General features: G+C 64.9%; 17 protein-coding genes. 12 read left to right on the plus strand and 5 right to left on the minus strand.

Features of this window, described 5'->3' with window-relative positions; genetic code table 11:
* Positions 1–2: 2 nt before the first annotated feature.
* Both IGS74_RS02045 and IGS74_RS02050 read right to left on the minus strand, forming a co-directional pair.
* Positions 3–851, minus strand: a complete 849-nt coding sequence (locus tag IGS74_RS02045; RefSeq protein ID WP_192388963.1) for a shikimate dehydrogenase — start codon at positions 849–851, stop codon at positions 3–5.
* Positions 844–1,443: a Maf family protein gene (locus tag IGS74_RS02050; RefSeq protein ID WP_192388965.1), complete on the minus strand. Its 600-nt coding sequence runs from the start codon at positions 1,441–1,443 to the stop codon at positions 844–846. The genes IGS74_RS02045 and IGS74_RS02050 overlap by 8 nt, the downstream gene beginning before the upstream one ends.
* 560 nt (positions 1,444–2,003) lie before the next feature.
* Between IGS74_RS02050 and hemE the strand changes: the two genes are divergently transcribed.
* The 9 genes from hemE (at position 2,004) to IGS74_RS02095 (ending at position 11,540) form a co-directional block, all read left to right on the plus strand.
* Entirely contained in the window at positions 2,004–3,026 is a 1,023-nt protein-coding gene (gene hemE / locus IGS74_RS02055; protein WP_192388967.1) for a uroporphyrinogen decarboxylase, read from the plus strand.
* 57 nt (positions 3,027–3,083) lie between these two features.
* On the plus strand, positions 3,084–3,587 hold the full coding sequence (gene hemJ / locus IGS74_RS02060; RefSeq protein ID WP_039194966.1) for a protoporphyrinogen oxidase HemJ: 504 nt from the start codon (positions 3,084–3,086) through the stop codon (positions 3,585–3,587).
* Positions 3,588–3,627: 40 nt separating this feature from the next.
* Positions 3,628–4,176 (plus strand): gluconokinase, encoded by a 549-nt coding sequence (locus IGS74_RS02065; RefSeq protein WP_246722828.1) that lies wholly within the window; start codon positions 3,628–3,630, stop codon positions 4,174–4,176.
* A 196-nt stretch (positions 4,177–4,372) separates the two neighbouring features.
* Positions 4,373–5,638, plus strand: coding sequence for a transcription termination factor Rho (gene rho / locus IGS74_RS02070; RefSeq protein WP_039194969.1), 1,266 nt, complete (start codon positions 4,373–4,375; stop codon positions 5,636–5,638).
* Between the two features lie 181 nt (positions 5,639–5,819).
* Positions 5,820–7,133, plus strand: coding sequence for a tRNA uridine-5-carboxymethylaminomethyl(34) synthesis GTPase MnmE (mnmE, locus tag IGS74_RS02075; protein ID WP_192388969.1), 1,314 nt, complete (start codon positions 5,820–5,822; stop codon positions 7,131–7,133).
* Positions 7,134–7,199: 66 nt separating this feature from the next.
* Positions 7,200–9,074: a tRNA uridine-5-carboxymethylaminomethyl(34) synthesis enzyme MnmG gene (mnmG, locus tag IGS74_RS02080; RefSeq protein WP_192388971.1), complete on the plus strand. Its 1,875-nt coding sequence runs from the start codon at positions 7,200–7,202 to the stop codon at positions 9,072–9,074.
* A gap of 13 nt (positions 9,075–9,087) precedes the next feature.
* On the plus strand, positions 9,088–9,708 hold the full coding sequence (gene rsmG / locus IGS74_RS02085) for a 16S rRNA (guanine(527)-N(7))-methyltransferase RsmG (RefSeq protein ID WP_192388973.1): 621 nt from the start codon (positions 9,088–9,090) through the stop codon (positions 9,706–9,708).
* A gap of 78 nt (positions 9,709–9,786) precedes the next feature.
* On the plus strand, positions 9,787–10,572 hold the full coding sequence (locus tag IGS74_RS02090; RefSeq protein WP_192391301.1) for a ParA family protein: 786 nt from the start codon (positions 9,787–9,789) through the stop codon (positions 10,570–10,572).
* A gap of 11 nt (positions 10,573–10,583) precedes the next feature.
* On the plus strand, positions 10,584–11,540 hold the full coding sequence (locus tag IGS74_RS02095; protein WP_192391302.1) for a ParB/RepB/Spo0J family partition protein: 957 nt from the start codon (positions 10,584–10,586) through the stop codon (positions 11,538–11,540).
* A 3-nt stretch (positions 11,541–11,543) separates the two neighbouring features.
* Here the strand turns inward: IGS74_RS02095 and holA are convergent, their stop codons facing one another.
* From holA to leuS, 3 genes are read right to left on the minus strand one after another with little or no spacing between them, the layout of a single operon-like run.
* Positions 11,544–12,581, minus strand: coding sequence for a DNA polymerase III subunit delta (holA, locus tag IGS74_RS02100; RefSeq protein WP_192388975.1), 1,038 nt, complete (start codon positions 12,579–12,581; stop codon positions 11,544–11,546).
* A gap of 10 nt (positions 12,582–12,591) precedes the next feature.
* A complete protein-coding gene (gene lptE / locus IGS74_RS02105; protein WP_192388977.1) occupies positions 12,592–13,155 on the minus strand; it encodes an LPS assembly lipoprotein LptE in 564 nt (187 codons plus the stop codon).
* Positions 13,142–15,784 (minus strand): leucine--tRNA ligase, encoded by a 2,643-nt coding sequence (gene leuS / locus IGS74_RS02110; protein ID WP_192388985.1) that lies wholly within the window; start codon positions 15,782–15,784, stop codon positions 13,142–13,144. The genes lptE and leuS overlap by 14 nt, the downstream gene beginning before the upstream one ends.
* A gap of 146 nt (positions 15,785–15,930) precedes the next feature.
* On the opposite strand from leuS, the gene IGS74_RS02115 reads away from it, so the two are divergent.
* From IGS74_RS02115 to acs, 3 genes are all read left to right on the plus strand, one after another.
* A complete protein-coding gene (locus tag IGS74_RS02115) occupies positions 15,931–16,605 on the plus strand; it encodes a YggS family pyridoxal phosphate-dependent enzyme (RefSeq protein ID WP_192388987.1) in 675 nt (224 codons plus the stop codon).
* 95 nt (positions 16,606–16,700) lie between these two features.
* Positions 16,701–17,756, plus strand: a complete 1,056-nt coding sequence (locus IGS74_RS02120; protein WP_192388989.1) for an AI-2E family transporter — start codon at positions 16,701–16,703, stop codon at positions 17,754–17,756.
* A 140-nt stretch (positions 17,757–17,896) separates the two neighbouring features.
* The gene (acs, locus tag IGS74_RS02125) at positions 17,897–19,855 is read left to right on the plus strand and encodes an acetate--CoA ligase (RefSeq protein ID WP_192388991.1); all 1,959 of its coding nucleotides are present in this window, start codon (positions 17,897–17,899) and stop codon (positions 19,853–19,855) included.
* Positions 19,856–19,925 lie beyond the last annotated feature (70 nt).

Here is a 19,925-nt window from a genome sequence, read left to right on the forward strand (position 1 = left end):
CGTCAAACTCCCTTCTCGATATCGCGCAGGACGAGGCCACGAAGTGCCTCGTCCACCTGTGGCTTTACGCCGAACCATCGCTCGAAACCCGGCACGGCCTGATGCAGGAGCATGCCGAGCCCGTCCGCCGTCCGCAGGCCGCGGGCCCGCGCCGCCGCCAGCAGGGGCGTCTCGATGGGCACGTAGACGATGTCTGTCACAAGGGCCGCATCGGCAAGGCCGGTAAGGTCGCTTATCGCCAATGCCTCGCCATCGGGCGTGTGTGCCGGACGCGTATTGACGAGGAGGTCCGCCCGGCGCATCAATCGCGCCTCGTCCTCGAGCCCGTGGGCCATGACGCGCCCGCCGAACCCATCGGCAACCGTCGCCGCCCGTGCCGGATTGCGGTTCACGATATGTACGCTGCGCGCGCCGGCCGAAAGAACGGCGTGGACAACCGCCCGTGCCGCGCCCCCCGCGCCCAGCACCACCACCGTCTCGGCATCGCGCCAGCCCGCCAGCCGGTCATCCAGATTGGCGGCAAAGCCGTGGGCGTCGGTGTTGCCGCCAACCAGCACATCGTCCTCGAACCACAGCGTGTTGACCGCGCCGATGGCGGTGGCTGCCGCATCGAGCCGACCGGCAGCGCGGAAGGCCGCTTCCTTGTGGGGAATGGTCACGTTGCCGCCGACGAACCCCCCGGATCTGAGGTCCGACAGGAACTGCTCGATCTCCTCGGGCGGTACGCCTGCGCGCTGGTAACTGCCCGGCAGGCCGTGCCGCTGCAACCAGGCTCCGTGGATCAACGGCGAACGGGAGTGCCATACCGGCCACCCGGTGACGAAGGCGCGCGGTATCGCCACATCAGGCATCGAGGGCGCCTTCCGCCTGCAGATCCTTGACCAGCGGCAGCAGAGGCAGGCCGACAATGGTGAAGAAATCGCCCTCTATCCGATCCATCAGGAGGATACCGGAGCCCTCGATCTGGTAGGCGCCGACACTGCCCAGCACCGCCTCGCCGGCCTTGGCGAGATACTGGCCGATCTCCTTGGGTGTCAATTGACGCAAGGTGATGGAGGCGGTCTCGACCCGTCGGCTCAGCACCACGCCGCTTCTGACAATCGCGTAGGCGCTGTGCAGTCTGTGCGTGCGCCCGGACAAGGCCAGGAGCGTGCGTCGCGCCTGTTCCATGGATGTCGGCTTGTGGAAGAGAACGCCATCCAGCTCCAGAGTCTGGTCGGCCCCTACCACGAACCGCCCTGGCCGACCCTCCGACACGTCGACGGCCTTCGCTTCCGCCAGGATCGAGGCCAGGTCTTCGGCCGTTACCTCCGCATCCCCGAACGACTCCTCGACGGCGCGTTCATCGATGCCGGAGGCGATCGCCTCGACGGCGATCCCCGCCTGTTCGAGAAGGCGTCGCCGATGCACGCTGCCCGACGCGAGAATGATGGGTTCCGTCATTCGAACCTCCCCTGAGCTGTCCCAGCATCCCTTCTAGCCAGCCACGCGGCCGCGTTCCAGACGGCGGACTCGATTCTTAGACACGGTGCAAGGGGAACCAACCCGCCGCCCCCGACATTCTGGCAGGTCTGTGGGAATCACTGGATGGTATGGGGGAGCGCCCACGCCTTAGCCGGACGCGGTGGGAAAGCGCCATGCTTTTCCACATGGCTGACCAGGCGGACGCTTGTGGTCATGGCAATCTGAATATCGGGGAAAACGCCGTCGCACGCAGTGCATCGTGCACACCTCATCCACAGGCGCCGGTGATCCTTACCTTGTCCAATACGATGATTCTGCACGACTATTTCGAAAATGCGCGTCGCCCACACGATGCCGCGCACTGTCATCGACAGGCTCGACTGCCGGGGCCCCATTTGCATGGCTAACGATCCGTGACCATGAATTCCTGCAATCCACGGCCATAAAGAATAAGAATCCTTTTCTATAGGGATTCTATATTTAGGGGATAAATGCGATCGCCGTGTCCGACGATCGATCGACGAGGAATGGATGCCATCATGCCAAGACGCCGATTGCTGAGGGCCATCGACGGAGAAACGCTCGACACGCCCCCGATCTGGCTGATGCGCCAGGCGGGGCGCTACCTGCCCGAATATCGCGCGACGCGGGCCGAGGCCGGCTCCTTTCTCGATCTCTGCTACAATCCGGCATTGGCGACGGAAGTCACGCTGCAGCCGATACGGCGCTTCGGCTTCGACGCGGCCATCCTGTTCTCGGATATCCTCGTCATCCCCGATGCCCTGCGCCGCAACGTCCGTTTCGTGGCGGGCGAAGGGCCGCAGATGGACCCGCTGTTGCCGCGCGAAGTCGAGACGCTCGACCCGTCCATGGCCGAAACGCATCTGGCACCGGTCATCGCGGCCGTCGCTCGTATTCGCGAAGCCCTGCCCGACGAGACTGCGCTGATCGGGTTCTGTGGTGCGCCCTTCACGGTCGCCACCTACATGATCGCCGGTCACGGAACTCCCGATCAGGCCCCTGCCCGGCTGTTCGCCTATCGCCATCCGGACGAGATGGATGCCCTGCTGGCGCTGCTGGCCGACATGTCGGCGCAATATCTCATCCGCCAGCTTCGTGCCGGGGCGGACTGCGTCCAGATCTTCGACAGCTGGGCCGGCATTCTCGACGAGGGCGGTTTCCGCCGCTTCGCCGTCACCCCGGTCAAGAGGATCGTCGCGCAGGTCAGGGCTGCCGAGCCGGGTGCGCGGATCATCGGCTTCGCCAAGGGCGCCGGCGCCTATCTCGATTTCTATCGCGCCGAAACGGGCGTTGACGTCGTCGGGCTGGACTGGACCGTGCCGGCCGCACAGGGCCGCCGCCTGCAGGCGGATGGCGCGGTGCAGGGCAATCTGGACCCGCTGCGCCTGATCGCCGGCGGCGCTGCCCTGGAAGACGGCGTAGACGCCATCCTGGCAGCGCTGGGCGGCGGTCCGCTGATCTTCAACCTTGGACATGGCATCACGCCGGATACGCCGATCGCGCATGTCGAGGCGCTCGTGCGCCGCGTCCGCGGCGGCTAGAGCATCTCTAGCCGAAGCGGCAACAAGAACGTCAACCTTCCATCTCAGGAGATCCGCATGAAATCCAACCGCGCCCTCTGGATCGCCCTCGGAGTGGGCGCCCTTCTGATGATCGCGCTGTTCGCGCTGGTTCCGCCGGAAGCGATGCCCTGGGTCAAATCCCTGCATATCGTGGCGGTGATCTCCTGGATGGCCGGGATGCTCTATCTGCCCCGCCTGTACGTCTACCACGCGGAATCGGCGGTGGGTTCGCAGCAGGCCGAGACCTTCAAGATCATGGAGCGCCGCCTCCTTAAAGGCATAGTGAACCCTGCCATGGTGGTGACCTGGGCCGCCGGCCTGTGGCTGGCCTGGATGTTCAGCTTCCAGGGTGGCTGGCTGCACGCCAAGATCGCGCTGGTGCTTGTCCTGTCGGGCATGCACGGCTATCTCTCCGCCTCGCAGCGCCGTTTCGAGCGCGACGAAAACAGGAAGAGCGCCAAGTTCTGGCGAAGCGTGAACGAGATACCGGCCGTGCTGATGGTGCTGATCGTCATTCTTGTGGTGGTCAAGCCGTTCTGATCCCGATGGAGCGCCGGACGGACGAAGAAAAGGATATCGCATGTCCGATACGAGCCGGCCTTTCGCCGCAATCGTCATGGGTCCGTCGGGGGTCGGAAAGACCACCACCGCCAAGGGTGTTGCAGACCGGCTGGGATGGCAGTTCGCGGAGGGAGACGAGTTTCACCCCAAGGCGAACATCGACAAGATGTCGGCGGGCATCCCCCTCGACGACGAAGACCGTGCACCCTGGCTGCGGTCCATCCGCGACTGGATATCCGACAAATCGGATGCGGGCCTGAACTGCGTTCTCACCTGCTCGGCCCTTAAGAAGCGCTACCGCGACATTCTGCGCGAGGCACGGGCCGAGGTCCTCTTCATCGAACTCGATGCACCCATCGACCTGGTGGGCGAGCGCATGGCTCACCGCAAGGGCCATTATATGCCCACCTCGCTTCTCCAGTCGCAGTTCGACACGCTCGAGCCGCTGGAAGCGGGGGAAAGCGGAATCGTGGTCAGCGTCGAGGATACGCCGGAAAAAGTGATCGAGGACGCGGTGGCGGCTCTCGAAAAGGCGGGGGCGAAACCTGCCGGCCCCAAGGCGGCGTAACGAGCGAACCCCTTGCCCTGCGGCTGAGAGCGGTTTATATGCGGTCCATCCCGCCTTATGGTCGGTACCTGCAAGGTACTGGCCCTGCAGTGTAGCCGAACCCGCTTTCCCAAGTTTACGGCCTGCGTCCCATCCCCCTACAGCATGCACCCACCGGCTCTTTCGGGTCCGCGATGGGTCGGAGCCATAGAATTTCATGCCTGAGATAAAACTCCAGGACCTCAAGAACAAAAGCGCCCCCGAACTGATCGCCTTCGCCGAAGAGAACGGCGTGGAGAACGCATCCGTCCTGCGCAAGCAGGAATTGCTGTTCGCGATCCTCAAGCAACTGGCCGCCCAGGATGTCGAGATCATCGGCGAGGGCGTGGTCGAAGTGCTGCAGGACGGCTTCGGTTTCCTGCGCTCGCCCGAGGCGAACTACCTTCCGGGCCCAGACGATATCTACATCTCGCCGTCGCAGCTCCGGCGGTTTTCCCTGAAGACCGGCGATACGGTCGAGGGGCCCATTCGCGGCCCCAAGGACGGGGAACGCTATTTTGCGCTTCTCAAGGTCAACACGATCAATTTCGACGACCCGGAGAAGATTCGGCACAAGAGCCATTTCGACAATCTGACGCCGCTCTATCCGAACGAGCGCTTCAAGATGGAAATCGCCGATCCGACCCGCAAGGATCTGTCGGCTCGGGTGATCGACCTGGTGGCGCCCCTGGGCAAGGGTCAGCGCGCGCTCATCGTCGCTCCGCCGCGCACCGGCAAGACCGTGCTGCTGCAGAACATCGCCCATTCCATCACGGCAAATCATCCGGAATGCTATCTCATCGTTCTTCTGATCGATGAGCGTCCGGAAGAAGTGACCGACATGCAGCGGTCGGTGAAAGGCGAGGTCGTCTCCTCGACCTTCGACGAGCCCGCCACACGCCACGTGCAAGTGGCCGAAATGGTGATCGAGAAGGCCAAGCGCCTCGTCGAGCATGGACGCGATGTGGTCATCCTTCTGGATTCCATCACCCGTCTCGGCCGCGCCTACAACACCGTGGTGCCGTCATCCGGCAAGGTGCTGACGGGCGGTGTCGATGCCAACGCGCTGCAGCGTCCGAAGCGCTTCTTCGGTGCGGCCCGCAATATCGAGGAGGGCGGTTCGCTGACGATCATCGCGACCGCGCTGATCGATACCGGATCGCGCATGGACGAAGTCATCTTCGAAGAGTTCAAGGGAACCGGCAACTCCGAGTTGGTCCTCGACCGCAAGGTCGCCGACAAGCGCATCTTCCCGTCCATGGATATCCTCAAGTCCGGCACCCGCAAGGAAGACCTGCTGGTTCCGCGCCAGGACCTGCAGAAGATATTCGTCCTGCGCCGTATCCTTGCGCCGATGGGCACGACGGACGCCATCGAGTTCCTGATCGACAAATTGAAGCAGACGAAGACCAATTCGGACTTCTTCGACTCTATGAACACCTGACGGGTCACGAGCCGCAAACGAACTGGGCGCCGGTGCGGTTGACGCATCGGCGCTTTTTTCATGCCTCGATAAGCAAGCGTTGGGGTAGGGCGGTGCCCATGAGGTCCAGGCGGCAAGCAGTCGAGGGCGCTCCTGAAATGACCCGTTGACGATGCGGCGTCGTCATGCCACCGCATCGCACATGTTTGACGCAACCGATACGATCCTCGCCCTGTCGAGCGGCAGCCTGCCGGCCGGCATCGCCGTATTGCGGATCAGCGGCCCGGCGGCCCTGGCCCTTGTTGGGCGCCATGTCACCCGGTTGCCGCCGCCCCGGCATGCCGGGCTGCGGACGATCCGCGATGGCGATGGCGCCATCGTGGACAGGGGGCTGGTGATCCTGTTCCCGGGCCCGGACAGCGTAACGGGCGAGGATCTGGTGGAATTGCACCTGCATGGCGGCAAGGCCGTCGTGGCGGCATGTCTGGAGGCGCTGACGGCGCACCCGGGCGTACGGCTTGCGGAAGCGGGAGAGTTCACGCGGCGAGCTTTCGTGAATGGTCGAATGGACCTGACGGAAGCCGAGGGCCTGGCAGACCTGCTGGCCGCCGAGACGGAGCTTCAACGCAAGCTCGCCATCGCCCAGACTGGCGGCGCAATGCGCAAGGCGTGCGAGGGGTGGATGCGACGGCTGACGCACATCCGGGCAATGCTGGAGGCCGATTTCGACTTTTCCGACGAGGACGACGTCGCGGACGATGTCGCAGCCGGTGTTTCACGTGAAATCATGGCCCTGCGCTCCGAGCTTGAGGCCGCCCTTGCCAATGCCAAACGGGGCGAGATCCTCAAGGATGGGTTCAAGGTCGCGATTGTCGGAGCACCGAATGCCGGTAAGTCGAGCCTCATCAACTGCCTTGCCGAGCGCGATGTCGCCATCGTTTCCGATATTCCCGGCACCACCCGCGACCGGATCGAGATAACGCTCGATCTCGGTGGGCTCGCGGTCCGCCTGATCGATACGGCGGGCCTGCGCGAAACGGCGGATCCAATCGAGCGTCTCGGTATCGAGCGCGCCGTCGACGCCGCCCGTCATGCCGACCTCGTCCTTCATCTTTGCCCTGTCGGAGAGGCGGCCGATCCGATCGACGCCGGCCCGGATGGCCCGCCGACATGGATCGTGACCACAAAGGCGGATACAAGCCCCGATGATCTGCCGGGGCTTGCCATTTCGGTGCGCAGCGGCGCCGGTATCGACCGCTTGGTCGAGCGGGTGCGCGGCCTTGCCAGCGAAACGGCGGGTGACCCGGAAGGTGGCATCCCGACGCGGAGCCGCCACCGCGACGCCATCGGCATGGCCGTGGGCTATCTGCGCGAGTGCGACGTCGAGACGCTGCCGCCGGAGGTGGCGGCGGAATTGCTGCGGATGGCATCCGATGCCCTGGGCCGGATCGTCGGCAAGCGCGGCGTGGAAGACCTGCTGGACGTCATCTTCTCGCAGTTCTGTATCGGCAAATAGGCCGGCGCGGCCGGTGCCGTCGACCAGCGATTGACATGCGTCGCCGGACTTGGCTTAACCACCGGCATGAAGGATGTCCTGAAGTTCGATGTCGTGGTTATCGGTGGCGGCCATGCCGGTTGCGAGGCGGCCGATGCGGCCGCGCGCCTGGGCGCACGCACCGCACTGGTGACGCATCATTTCGAGACCATAGGCGCGATGAGCTGCAATCCGGCCATCGGCGGCATCGGCAAAGGCCATCTCGTACGCGAGGTGGACGCGCTCGATGGACTGATGGGCCGTGTTGCGGACCGGGCGGGAATACAGTTTCGCCTGCTCAACCGGCGCAAGGGCCCTGCCGTGCGTGGGCCACGCACGCAGGCCGACCGGAAGCTGTATGCCAACGCCATGCAGCAGGCGATCCGCAGCCGCCAGGGGCTGACCGTCGTCGAAGGGGATGCCTTCGACATCGCGATCGGTGACGGCGGTATAGAGGCGGTCGTCATGGCGGATGGACGCAGGCTTGCCACAGCCAATGTCGTCGTTACCACGGGAACGTTCCTGCGTGGGCTGATCCATCTCGGCGAGCGGCAGATCCCGGCCGGCAGGGTAGGAGAGGCGGCAACGCTCGGCCTGTCCGCAACCCTCGAGCGCTTGGGGCTGCGCCTTGGCCGCCTGAAGACGGGCACCCCGGCGCGGCTCGATGGGCGCACCATCGACTGGGCTTCGCTGGAGGTGCAAAAGCCGGATGAGACGCCCTATGCCTTCTCCTATCTGACCCGCCGGATAGAAAACCCGCAGATCGACTGCGGCATCACACGCACTACACCACGGACGCACCAGCTCATCCGCGACAATCTCCATCGCTCGGCCCTTTACGGCGGGCGCATCGAGGGGACAGGGCCCCGCTACTGCCCGTCCATCGAAGACAAGATCGTCAAGTTCGGCGACAGGGAAGGGCACCAGATATTCCTGGAGCCCGAGGGGCTGGACGATGACACGGTCTACCCGAACGGTCTGTCCACCTCGTTGCCCGAGGACGTTCAGGACGCGTTCCTGCGCTCCATCCCGGGGTTGGAGGCAGTGCGCATCGTCAAGCCCGGCTACGCAATCGAATACGACCATGTCGACCCGACCGAACTCAGCCGTGGCCTGGAGGTGCGCAAGGCGCCGGGCCTTTTCCTGGCCGGCCAGATCAACGGCACGACCGGCTATGAGGAAGCTGCGGCGCAGGGCCTGGTGGCCGGGCTCAATGCGGCCCGCCGGGCGTCCGGCCTCGAGGCTGTCCTGTTCGGACGGGAGGAAGCCTATATCGGCGTCATGGTCGACGATCTGACGCGGACCGGCGTCACCGAACCCTATCGCATGTTCACCTCGCGCGCCGAGTATCGCCTTTCGCTTCGCGCCGATAACGCGGATCGCCGATTGACCCGGAAGGGCATCGAGTTGGGCCTGGTGGGAGCGGAACGCCAATCCGTGTTCCAAGCCAGTGAAGCCTTGCTGGTTGACGCGGAACAGCGATTGAAGTCCCTGTCGTTGACACCCGCCGAGGCGCAGCGGCAGGGGCTCCATGTCAATCAGGATGGGCGCCGCCGTACGGCCTGGCAACTTCTGGCACAGGATGGCGTCGATCTGGAGCGGCTGTCGGCCGTGTGGGCGGAGGAGATCCTGTCCTTACCCTATCAGATCCGCGAGCGCGTCGAGATCGAAGCGAGCTACGATGTCTACCTGGATCGCCAGCGACGCGAGCAGGCAAGTCTGAGGCGCGATGAGCAGAAAGCGATTCCGGATGGGTTCGATTTCGCGGCTTTGAAGGGATTGTCCATCGAGATCGTGCAGAAGCTTTCCGCGCGACAACCGCGGACGCTGGCCGAGGCAGAGCGAATCGACGGAATGACACCTGCTGCCATGGCCATTCTTCTCGTAGCCTTGAGGCGTCATGAGTTCAGTAAAGCAGCCTGATATCGACGGCGACATGATGGCGGTGCTGGATCGCTGGCCTGTTTCACGTGAAACGCGGGACAGGCTGGCCGCCTATGCGAGCCTTGTTCGTACGTGGCAGAAGCATATCAATCTGGTTGCGCCTTCGACGCTGCCGACACTTTGGAGCCGCCATATCGAAGACGGCCTCTGGCTGAATTCCGTGGCCGGCCCGGTAAGGCATTGGGCCGACATCGGGTCGGGCGGCGGCTTTCCCGGATTGGTCCTGGCTTGCCTTGCCGCGGAGCGACCGGGACATCACGTCGATCTCGTCGAAGCCAATGCCAAAAAATCGGCTTTCCTGCGCACCGTGATCCGCGAGCTGTCGTTGCCGGCAAACGTCCATTGCCAGCGGATCGAAGCGGCGGGCGCGGTGCTCGAGCAGGCGGGCGCGATCAGCGCGCGGGCGCTTGCATCGCTGGAAAGTCTGCTGGGACTCGTAGCACCCTCAATTGAGCCGAAAGCTGTGTGTTACTTCCTGAAGGGCCGCGCGCATGAGCGCGAAGTTGCCGACGCCACTGCCCATTGGCACTTCGACATGGTAAAGCATCCGTCAAGAACGGAGGCCGAATCCGTTATCCTGGAGATCCGGAACTGCCGCCCCGTGGCTGCATGACGTGTCTCACGTGAAACATTCGGCGCCGGTCGAAAGAGGCGACAGGAGCATCCTGTGGATAGTTTGTCATCCGGGCGCATGCGGGTCATAACGATCGCCAACCAGAAGGGCGGCGTCGGCAAGACGACGACTGCAATCAACCTTGCAACGGCCCTGGCTGCGGTGGGCAGGAAGACCCTGCTTATCGATCTGGATCCACAAGGTAACGCCTCCACGGGGCTCGGCGTCGAAAAGGCCGTGCGCGAGCGCTCCTCCTACGACGTGCTTCTCGGCTATGCGTCCGTGGCGCAGGCGGCCATGCAGACGGTCGTCCCCAATCTTTCGCTGATTCCCTCGACGCTCGATCTGCTGGGTGTCGAGATGGAAATCGCCTCCGCTGCCGAGCGTGCCTATCGGCTCCGCGATGCCCTCCACGAGCATAGCCTGACGCGATCCCAGTTCGATTTCGTACTGGTTGATTGCCCACCGTCGTTGAACCTCCTGACCATCAACGCCATGGCGGCGGCGGATTCGATCCTCGTGCCGCTGCAATGCGAGTTCTTCGCGCTGGAAGGGCTGAGCCAGCTTCTGGAAACGGTCGAGCAGGTCCGCGATACGCTGAACCCGACACTGGCGCTGCACGGCATCGTGCTGACCATGTATGACGGCCGCAACAACCTGGCCGAGCAGGTGGTGGCCGATGTGCGCACCTATATGGGCGACCATGTCTACCAGACGGTCATACCGCGCAATGTCCGCGTTTCGGAGGCACCGTCCTTCGGTAAGCCGGCGATCCTGTACGACATGAAATGCCCGGGAAGCCAGGCCTATATCCGCCTGGCGTCCGAAGTGATCCAGCGTGAACGCGAAATGCTCGCCGCATGAAGAGGGACCAGATGAAGGAAGACAAGTCGCGTGCCCGCCTTGGACGGGGCCTCGCCTCGCTGATCGGCGGGGCTGGCGATGCCGGCCGGGAGGCTTCGGGCGGGCTCGCGCCGCGTCCGTTTGTGGCGCAGCCGCAGACCGGGGGAGAGCGCAAGGTTCCGGTTTCGGCCCTGACGCCGAACCCCAAGAATCCGCGCCGCACCTTCGAAGATGCCGATCATGCGGAACTGGTGGCATCCGTGCGCAATCACGGCGTCGTCCAGCCGATCCTCGCACGCAAGGTGCCGGGCCAGACCGAGCTGGAGATCGTCGCAGGCGAACGGCGGTGGCGGGCGGCACGCGCCGCCGGCCTGAAAGACGTTCCTGTCGTCATCCGGGACATCAGCGACCGGGAGTCGCTGGAAATCGCCCTGATCGAAAACGTCCAGCGCGCCGATCTGAACGCCATCGAAGAGGCGCTCGGATACGAGATGCTGATCGATGAGCACGGCTACACGCAGGCCGACCTTGCCGACATCCTCGGCAAAAGCCGCAGCCATGTCGCCAATACGCTGCGGCTTCTGAAGCTTCCCGATGCCGTCCGCACCATGGTGGTGAAGGGTGAGCTGTCGCCCGGTGCCGCACGCAGCGCGATTTCCATGGACGATCCCGAAGCGTTTGCCCGGCAGGTGATCGGGCGCGGGCTCAGCGTCCGCGAGGCGGAAAAGCTTGCGCGTGGAGACGACGTTGTTCCGACGCGGCGGACACGGAAGCCCGGTCCGGCCGGCCCCGCAACGGCAACGGAAGCCGCCGATGCGCCGAAGGACGCCGATACGGCGGCACTCGAGAAGCTGTTGGCCGAGGCGCTGCAGATGCCGGTGAGCGTGCGGCTGAAGGGCGAGGGCGGCATACTGACCCTCGAGTTCGGCAATCTGGAGCAGCTCGACGACCTGTGCCGGCTGCTGCAGGGCGGCAGCGTCGACGCCTGACAGTCAGTTTCGGCGGGAGCGCGCTGCTTCCACGCCGATGTCCATCAGCAGACGAAAGGTGATGACCTGCTGAAGGGCCGCTTCCTTGCGGCTCTTCAGAATGTCGGTCTCCATGCGTCGCAACACGGCGGCAATCGAGTCCTGCGACCATAGCGAAAGCGCTGCTTCCAGGGCGCCTTGCCGGCTGAAATGAACGCGGCGCCGCGCAACGATATCCTTTACCGATCTGCCATCGCGATCCATCTCCTGCCGCATGAGCTGCAATTGCTGAAAATGGCGCAGCATCGGGTTCTGAATCTGGAAGGCACTGACCCCGGACCCCATCAGGCGGTCGATGAGATGGGGCAGTCGGCGGACCTCGCCGGAGGCCGCGGCATCGATGGCTTCGTCGACCGTTTCGGACGATACGTCACCGACGATGGACAGGATATCGGTGCTGGTGATCGTGGCCTGGCCGCGCGCATATAGGCACAGCTTCTGGATTTCCCCGCGCGATGCCAGCCTGTCGGCACCGAGACGGCTTTTCAACAGGTCCCGCCCCGCCCGGTCGATGGACAGGCCGGCAGCCGCCAATTCTTCGTCGATGAGCCGGTCGAGCCCGCGCTGTTCGTCCGGATAGCAGGGTAGGGCGAGGGCGGCCCGGCCGCGTTCCACGTTGACGCGGAGCGCCGATGATTTCCGAAGCTCGCCGGCTTCGATGACGATGGTGGTTTCGGCCGGCGGGTTGGCCGCAAGGTCCGCCACGGCATCGGCCAAAGCCTTGCCGTTGCCCGCATTCCGGATGCGGATCAGCCGGCGCCCGCCGAACATCGAGACGGTATTGGCCTCGTCGAACAGGCGGCCGATGGACTTCTCCAGCTCGTCGGCGGACAGGGTGATGCTGGCGAAGGGGTCGCCGAGGTCGACACCGGACAAGGCGGCCACGCGCGCCGAGCGTTCCGAGACAAGCCCGGTATCGGGCCCGTAGAGCAGAAGGACCGGAAAGGACGTGTCCGGCCGCGACAGGAATGCGTCGACCTCGCCGGCCTTCTTCTGAGCCATGCCGGTTGCGTCAGCTTTGCGGCGCTTCGCGCTTCAGAACCGGCAGGACGGCCATACCCACGCGGTCGGCCAGTTCCCGCGCGGCGCGGGCGCGCGCATCTTCCACGGCGCTCTGCGAGGCGTAGAGCTGCGAGTTACGGTCGTAGGGCACGGTGCTGAACCGCGACCCCGCGCCGATCGTCTCGCCGTCCGACAGGCGGATGACCGTATAGTCGGCCTGCATACGGTAGGAGGCCGCCGACGGAACACCCGTGCCGCTCTCGACCGAGGTGACCTCGTCCAACGCCGTCACGATGTAGCGCACCTCATAGAGGGGGCTGGACACAGGGTCTGCACCATTGAGACGATAGACGAGCGCGTTGCGGAACAATTGATCGGTGCGCGTCGCGGCTGCCGCCACCGACACGCGCCCCCGCATGTCGGTCAGCAGGGCAGGGCCGTCGAAAGCCGGTCCCGTCGATGTCTGCGGCGGTGCGTAGGCAGGGCCCGAGGTGCAGGCCGCCAGCAGGGCAAGGCCGGCCAGCGCGCTGGCGGTGCAGACGCGGCGCAGCCGCGGGAGATCAGAGAACGACATTGACAATCCTTCCGGGTACGACGACGACGCGCCTGGGGCTGGCCCCCGCAAGTGCGTCAAGCACGACATCTAGGGCGAGAACCGCCGCTTCAATCTCTTCAATGGGGCTGTCCTTGGCAACGCGCAGATCGGCGCGCTTCTTGCCGTTGATCTGCACCGGCAGCACGATTTCGTCATCCACCAGCAGCGCCGGATCGACGTTCGGCCAGGGCTGCGAGGCCACGAGGCCATCATGCCCTGCGGCCTGCCAGCACTCTTCGGCCAGATGCGGCATCATCGGCGCCACAAGCCTTATGAGGATGGACAGGGCCTCCGCGCCCGCGTCCCGGACGGCCGGGTCTGCGGCGAAGGCGGGCGTGGAAAATGCCGCCGACAGTGTGTTGACCAGTTCATACAGGCGCGCCACCGCCTTGTTGAAGGCCAGCCGCTCGATATCGTCGGCCACACCGGCCGCAGCCCGGTGCGCCGCACGCCTGACGTCCATTGCCAGGGCCGGGTCGGTGACGCCGCCCGCAGGCGCGGCGCGCAGCGTTTCCGCCGCCTCGTTGACGACGCGCCACAGGCGCTGGACGAAACGGAACGCCCCCTCGACGCCGGCTTCCGTCCAGATGACGTCCCGATCGGGCGGGGAGTCCGACAGCATGAACCATCGTGCCGTATCCGCCCCGTACGAGGCGATGATGTCATCCGGGTCCACCACGTTCTTCTTGGACTTGGACATCTTCTCGATGGGGCCGATCTCGATCTCCTGCCCGGTGGACAGCCGGCGGGCGATGCGGCGCCCATCTGTTTCCTCCAGCACGATATCGGCCGGTGCCACCCATTCCCGCCCATCGCGATAGGTCTCGTGCACCACCATGCCCTGCGTGAACAGGCCCTTGAAGGGTTCGTCCACGGCCATGTGCGCACAGGCGCTCATGGCGCGTGTGAAGAACCGGGAATACAGGAGATGCAGGATCGCATGCTCGACACCGCCGATATACTGGTCGACAGGCAGCCAGGCATTGGCCAGCGCCGGAACGGTCGGCTGCGCGGCATGCGGCGCGGTAAAGCGCGCGAAGTACCACGACGAATCCACGAACGTATCCATCGTATCCGTTTCGCGCAGGGCCGGGCCACCGCATTGCGGACAGGTGGCCTGCCGCCAGGTGGGATGACGGTCGAGCGGATTGCCGGGCGTGTCGAAATCGATATCGTCGGGCAGTACGACGGGCAGGTTTTCCGGGGCCTCGGGCACGATCCCGCATGCATCGCAATGGAGGACGGGTATGGGGCATCCCCAATAGCGCTGGCGTGAGATACCCCAGTCGCGCAGGCGGAAGTTGACCCGCCGCTCTGCCTGCGGGCGCCCGTTGAGCTGGGTTCCGGCCAGGCGTTCGGCGACCGCGTCGAAGGCGACGTCCGGCGTCATCCCATCGAGGAAACTCGAATGGAACAAGGTGCCGTCGCCCACATAGGCCTCGTCGCCGATGGCGAAGTCGGCCGGCTTCGCGCCGGCGGGCAGGACGACGGGTTTGACCGGCAGGTCGTAGGCGCGGGCAAATTCGAGGTCGCGCTGATCGTGGGCCGGGCAGCCGAAGACGGCGCCGGTGCCATACTCCATCAGCACGAAATTGGCGACGTAAACCGGGACCGTCCATGCCGGATCCAGCGGGTGGACGGCGCGCAGGCCGGTATCGTAGCCCCGCTTCTCAGCCGTTTCGATGGATTCGGTGCTGGTGCCGCCGCGCCGGATCTCGGCGATGAAGGAGGCCAGCTTGGAGTCCGTCGCGGCTGCCGCGCGCGCCAGCGGGTGGTCTGCCGCCACTGCGATGAAGGAAGCACCGAACAGCGTGTCGGGACGCGTGGTGAACACCTCGACCTCGCGCCCGACGCCTTCGCCGGACATCTCGGCAACGGACAGACGCTCGTTGCCCGCCAGGGCCCAGCGCAGCAGGAGACCCTCGGACCGGCCGATCCAGTTCTTCTGCATGACGCGGACCTTTTCCGGCCAGCCCGGCAGGGTGTCCAGCGCGTACAGCAGCTCGTCGGCGTAGCGCGTGATGCGGAAGAACCATTGGGTCAGTTCCCGCTGCTCGACCTCGGCACCCGAGCGCCAGCCGCGGCCATCGATGACCTGTTCGTTGGCCAGCACCGTCTGGTCGACCGGATCCCAGTTGACCTTGCTTTTGCGGCGATAGGCCAGTCCTTCCTTGAGCAGGTCGAGGAACAGGATCTGCTGGCGATGATAGTAGTCGACGTCGCAGGTCGCGAATTCGCGCGACCAGTCGAGCGACAGGCCCATGGATTTGAGCTGTCCGCGCATGGCGGCGATGTTGGCGTAGGTCCACTCGCGCGGGTGGACCTTGTTCTGCATGGCGGCGTTTTCCGCCGGCATGCCGAAGGCGTCCCAGCCCATGGGATGCAGCACGTTGAAGCCCTTGGCGCGCTTGTAGCGCGCGACGACGTCGCCCATCGCATAGTTGCGCACATGGCCGATATGGATGCGTCCCGATGGGTAGGGGAACATCTCCAAAACGTAGTATTTCTCACCCGGCGCGTCGTCTCGCGTTTCGAAGAGCTTTGCGCTCGACCAGGCCTCCTGCCAGCGGGGTTCGGCGGCGCGCGGGTTGTAACGTTCTGTGGCCATGGTGACGCGGCGATCTTTCGGCGGTGCTGTTATGTTTAAGGAGTGCTTCACCATGCCCCGTCCGCTCCGTCAACAGCGCAGGGTGTCGGATCGGACCAAACTGGGGTACAGCCGACGCCGGTGGAACGAAATGGGGATCGCTTTCGATGATCGACGTGGCCGGGCAACTCGCTGAAGTCCTGGGGCATCTGCGCAAGGCGGAGCAGGAGGCCGGGCGGCCGGACGGTTCGGTCGAACTCGTCGCCGTATCCAAGACCTACGACGCAACGCACATCCGCCCTGCGCTGGAGGCAGGGCACCGCGTCTTCGGCGAAAACCGGGTGCAGGAGGCGCAAGCCAAGTTCCCCGCGCTGCGTTCGGAGTGTCCCGATATCCGCCTGCATCTGATCGGCCCGCTTCAGTCCAACAAGGCCGCCGATGCGGTTGCGCTTTTCGACGTCATCGAAACCGTCGACAGGGAGAAGATCGCCCGGGAGTTGGCCAGGGAGATCGAGCGGCAGGGGCGTGCGCCCAGGCTCTATGTCCAGGTCAATACGGGTGAGGAAGAGCAGAAGGCCGGTATCGCGCCGCAGGAGGCGCTCGATTTCATAACGCGATGCCGCGAGGTGCACGGCCTGGCGATCGACGGCCTCATGTGCATTCCGCCGGCCGGCGAAAACCCCGGTCCGCACTTCGCGCTGCTGCGCAAGCTGGCTCGCGAAGCCGGCCTGGCAAAGCTGTCCATGGGGATGTCCGGCGATTACGAAATCGCCGTCGCCTTCGGGGCAACGGGCGTTCGTGTCGGCAGCGCGATCTTCGGCGCAAGGAACGCCGTCGCCTGATCCGGTTTCACGTGAAACAAATGCCCGGCACCCTGTGAATGACGGGGGCGGGTCCTACTTCCCGGGTGCCCGCAACCGCCCGAAAGTCCCACATCGTGTTTCGACAATCCTCTTCGCCGGACATTGCCCGCCAGACCGTTACGATTACCGCGATCGTGCTGGCCATGGTGGTCGGGCTGCTGACCTTGTACGTCGGCTCGTCCGCCGTCTTCATCCTGTTCGCCAGTTTCATCCTGGCGGCCATCTTCGACGGTTGCTCCAAGGTGTTCCAGCGGATCGGCATTCCGAGGCCGGTGGCGCTGCTTCTATCCTATCTCACCATCTTCGCCCTTGTCGCAACGCCTGTCGCCCTGGGCGGCGTGGCGCTCGTCCAGCAGTGGAACGAGTTGTTCGGCGCCGTGGAGCAGCAGTTCGGACGGGCGATGGATGCGCTTCGCGATAGCGGTCTTCCCGTCGGGGAAGGATCGGAAGGGAATACGCTGAGCCAGCTTCTGCCCGATCCCTCAGGCGTCTTCTCTTCGGCGTCGCAGGCCCTGTTCTCCGTGCTTGGCGGGTTCGGCAACATCTTCGTGATGCTCTTCCTGGCCATCTTCATATCGTGGCAGCCTGGGCTGTACCGTCGCGGGCTGGTCAGCCTCGTGCCGAAGGACAAGCGAGCCCGATTCGACGAGGTGCTGCGCAAGAGCGCGCATTCGCTTCGCCTATGGCTTGCCGGGGTCGGCATTTCCATGCTGATCGTCTTCGTCGTCTCGTGGATCGGCCTGTGGGCGATCGGAATGCCCTATGCCTTCCTGCTGGCCCTGCAGGCCGGCTTCCTTGCCTTCATTCCGACCATCGGGCCTTTCGCCGCCGGCGTCATCATCGTCCTGGCCGCGTGGTCGGAAGGGATGGAGATGGCCCTGTGGGCGCTGGGCGTCTACCTGCTGATCCAGGGCGTGGAAAGCAATGTCGCCGAACCGATCGCCCAACGGTTCACCTCCTCCATCGCCCCGGCGCTGATGGTCGGCGCGCAGCTTCTGTTCGGCGTGCTGTTCGGGCTTCTGGGCCTGATCCTTGTCGTGCCCATGCTGGCCGTCGCGCAGACCCTGGTAAGCGAGCTTTACGTGAAGGACGTTCTGGGCGGGCCGGTGGAAGAGGGGGATGGCTCCTGACGCCGACCCTGTCGCAGAATTGCGGCATGCCGTGCGGCAATAAGGGGCCGGCGGCAATTCCCTTTGCGCTCGCTGCTGACTAGATTGCATGCAGGACAGCCGCGCGTCGCCTGTCGAGATGAAATGCTGGGAGGAATGGAATGGAGACTTCGGTCGTCGCCATCAAGGACGAATGGAAGAAGGGCGCCCGCCTGGACGAGAGTACCTATGCCGACTGGTACGCCCGCAGCATCGAAGATCCTAACGGTTTCTGGGCCGAGCACGGCCGGCGGATCGACTGGATCAAGCCGTTCGAAACGGTGAAGAACGCCTCGTTTGCCCCTGGCAACGTGTCCATCCGCTGGTTCGAGGATGGTACCCTCAATGTCGCGGCCAACTGCATCGACCGTCATCTCGAAACCCGGGGTGGCCAGACCGCGATCCTGTGGGAGGGCGACGATCCCGCCGAAAGCAGGGCGATCACCTATCGCGAGCTTCACGGCGAAGTCTGCCGGATGGCGAACGTCCTAAAGGGCCGCGGCGTCAAGCGCGGCGACCGCGTGACCATCTACATGCCGATGATCCCCGAAGCGGCCTACGCCATGCTGGCCTGCGCGCGGATCGGGGCGATCCATTCGGTCGTCTTCGGCGGCTTTTCGCCGGACGCCTTGGGCGGCCGTATCGAAGGGGCGGGCTCCTCGGTCCTGATAACCGCCGACGAGGGCCTGCGCGGCGGGCGTACGATCCCCCTGAAAAAGAATGCCGATCGCGCGGTGGAGATTGCCGGAAAGGCCGGCCAGGCGGTCGAGACCGTACTCGTGGTGCGGCGCACCGGCGGCGCCGTCGACACGGTCGACGGGCGGGATATCTGGTGGCATGAGGCGCGCGAAACCGTTTCGGACGATTGCCCGCCGGAAGAGATGAACGCGGAGGATCCGTTGTTCATCCTCTATACCTCCGGCTCGACGGGAAAGCCCAAGGGCGTCCTGCACACGTCTGGCGGTTACCTCGTCTATGCCTCGATGACGCATGCCCATGTGTTCGACTATCGCGAAGGCGAGGTCTACTGGTGCACCGCCGATGTCGGATGGGTCACCGGGCACAGCTACATCGTCTATGGGCCGCTGGCCAACGGGGCAACGACGCTGATGTTCGAGGGTGTCCCGAGCTATCCGGACGCATCGAGGTTCTGGCAGGTCGTGGACAAGCACAAGGTCGCGATCTTCTATACCGCGCCGACGGCCATCCGGGCCCTGATGGGCGCCGGCGACGAGCCGGTGCGCAAGACGTCGCGCGCGTCGCTGCGCGTTCTGGGGTCGGTCGGCGAACCCATCAATCCCGAGGCGTGGACCTGGTACTACCGTGTGGTCGGCGACGAACGATGCCCGGTGGTCGACACCTGGTGGCAGACCGAAACGGGGGGCATCCTCATTTCCCCGCTGCCCGGCGCCACCCCGCTGAAGCCGGGCTCGGCAACGCGCCCCTTCTTCGGCGTGCAGCCGCAGATCGTCGACAATGAGGGCAACGTCCTGGAGGGTGCGGCCGACGGCAACCTCTGCATCGTCGATTCCTGGCCAGGCCAGATGCGTACGGTCTACGGTGACCACGAGCGCTTCGAACAGACCTACTTCGCAACCTATGCCGGCAAATATTTCACCGGTGACGGCGCGCGGCGCGACGCCGACGGTTATTACTGGATCACCGGGCGGGTCGACGACGTCCTGAATGTTTCCGGCCACCGCATGGGCACGGCCGAGGTGGAATCGTCCCTCGTGGCGCATCCGAAGGTGTCGGAAGCGGCGGTGGTCGGCTATCCGCACGACATCAAGGGGCAGGGCATCTATTGCTATGTCACGCTGATGGAGGGCATCGAGCCCAGCGACGATCTGCGCAAGGAGCTGGTCCAGCACGTGCGCGCCGATATCGGGGCCATCGCCTCTCCGGACAAGATCCAGTTTTCGCCCGGCCTGCCCAAGACGCGCTCCGGCAAGATCATGCGCCGCATTCTGCGCAAGATCGCGGAAGACGATTTCGGCGCCCTCGGCGATACGTCCACCCTGGCGGATCCCGGTGTGGTCGATGACCTCATCGACAACAGGCAGAACCGAAAAGGCGCCTGAGCGCCGACGGACTTCGGACCAGAAATAGGCCGCCCGGCATGACGCCGGGCGGCCTTTTCGTTTGGGCTCT

The organism is Aureimonas sp. OT7 (assembly GCF_014844055.1).
GTDB classification, from domain to species: domain Bacteria; phylum Pseudomonadota; class Alphaproteobacteria; order Rhizobiales; family Rhizobiaceae; genus Aureimonas; species Aureimonas altamirensis_A.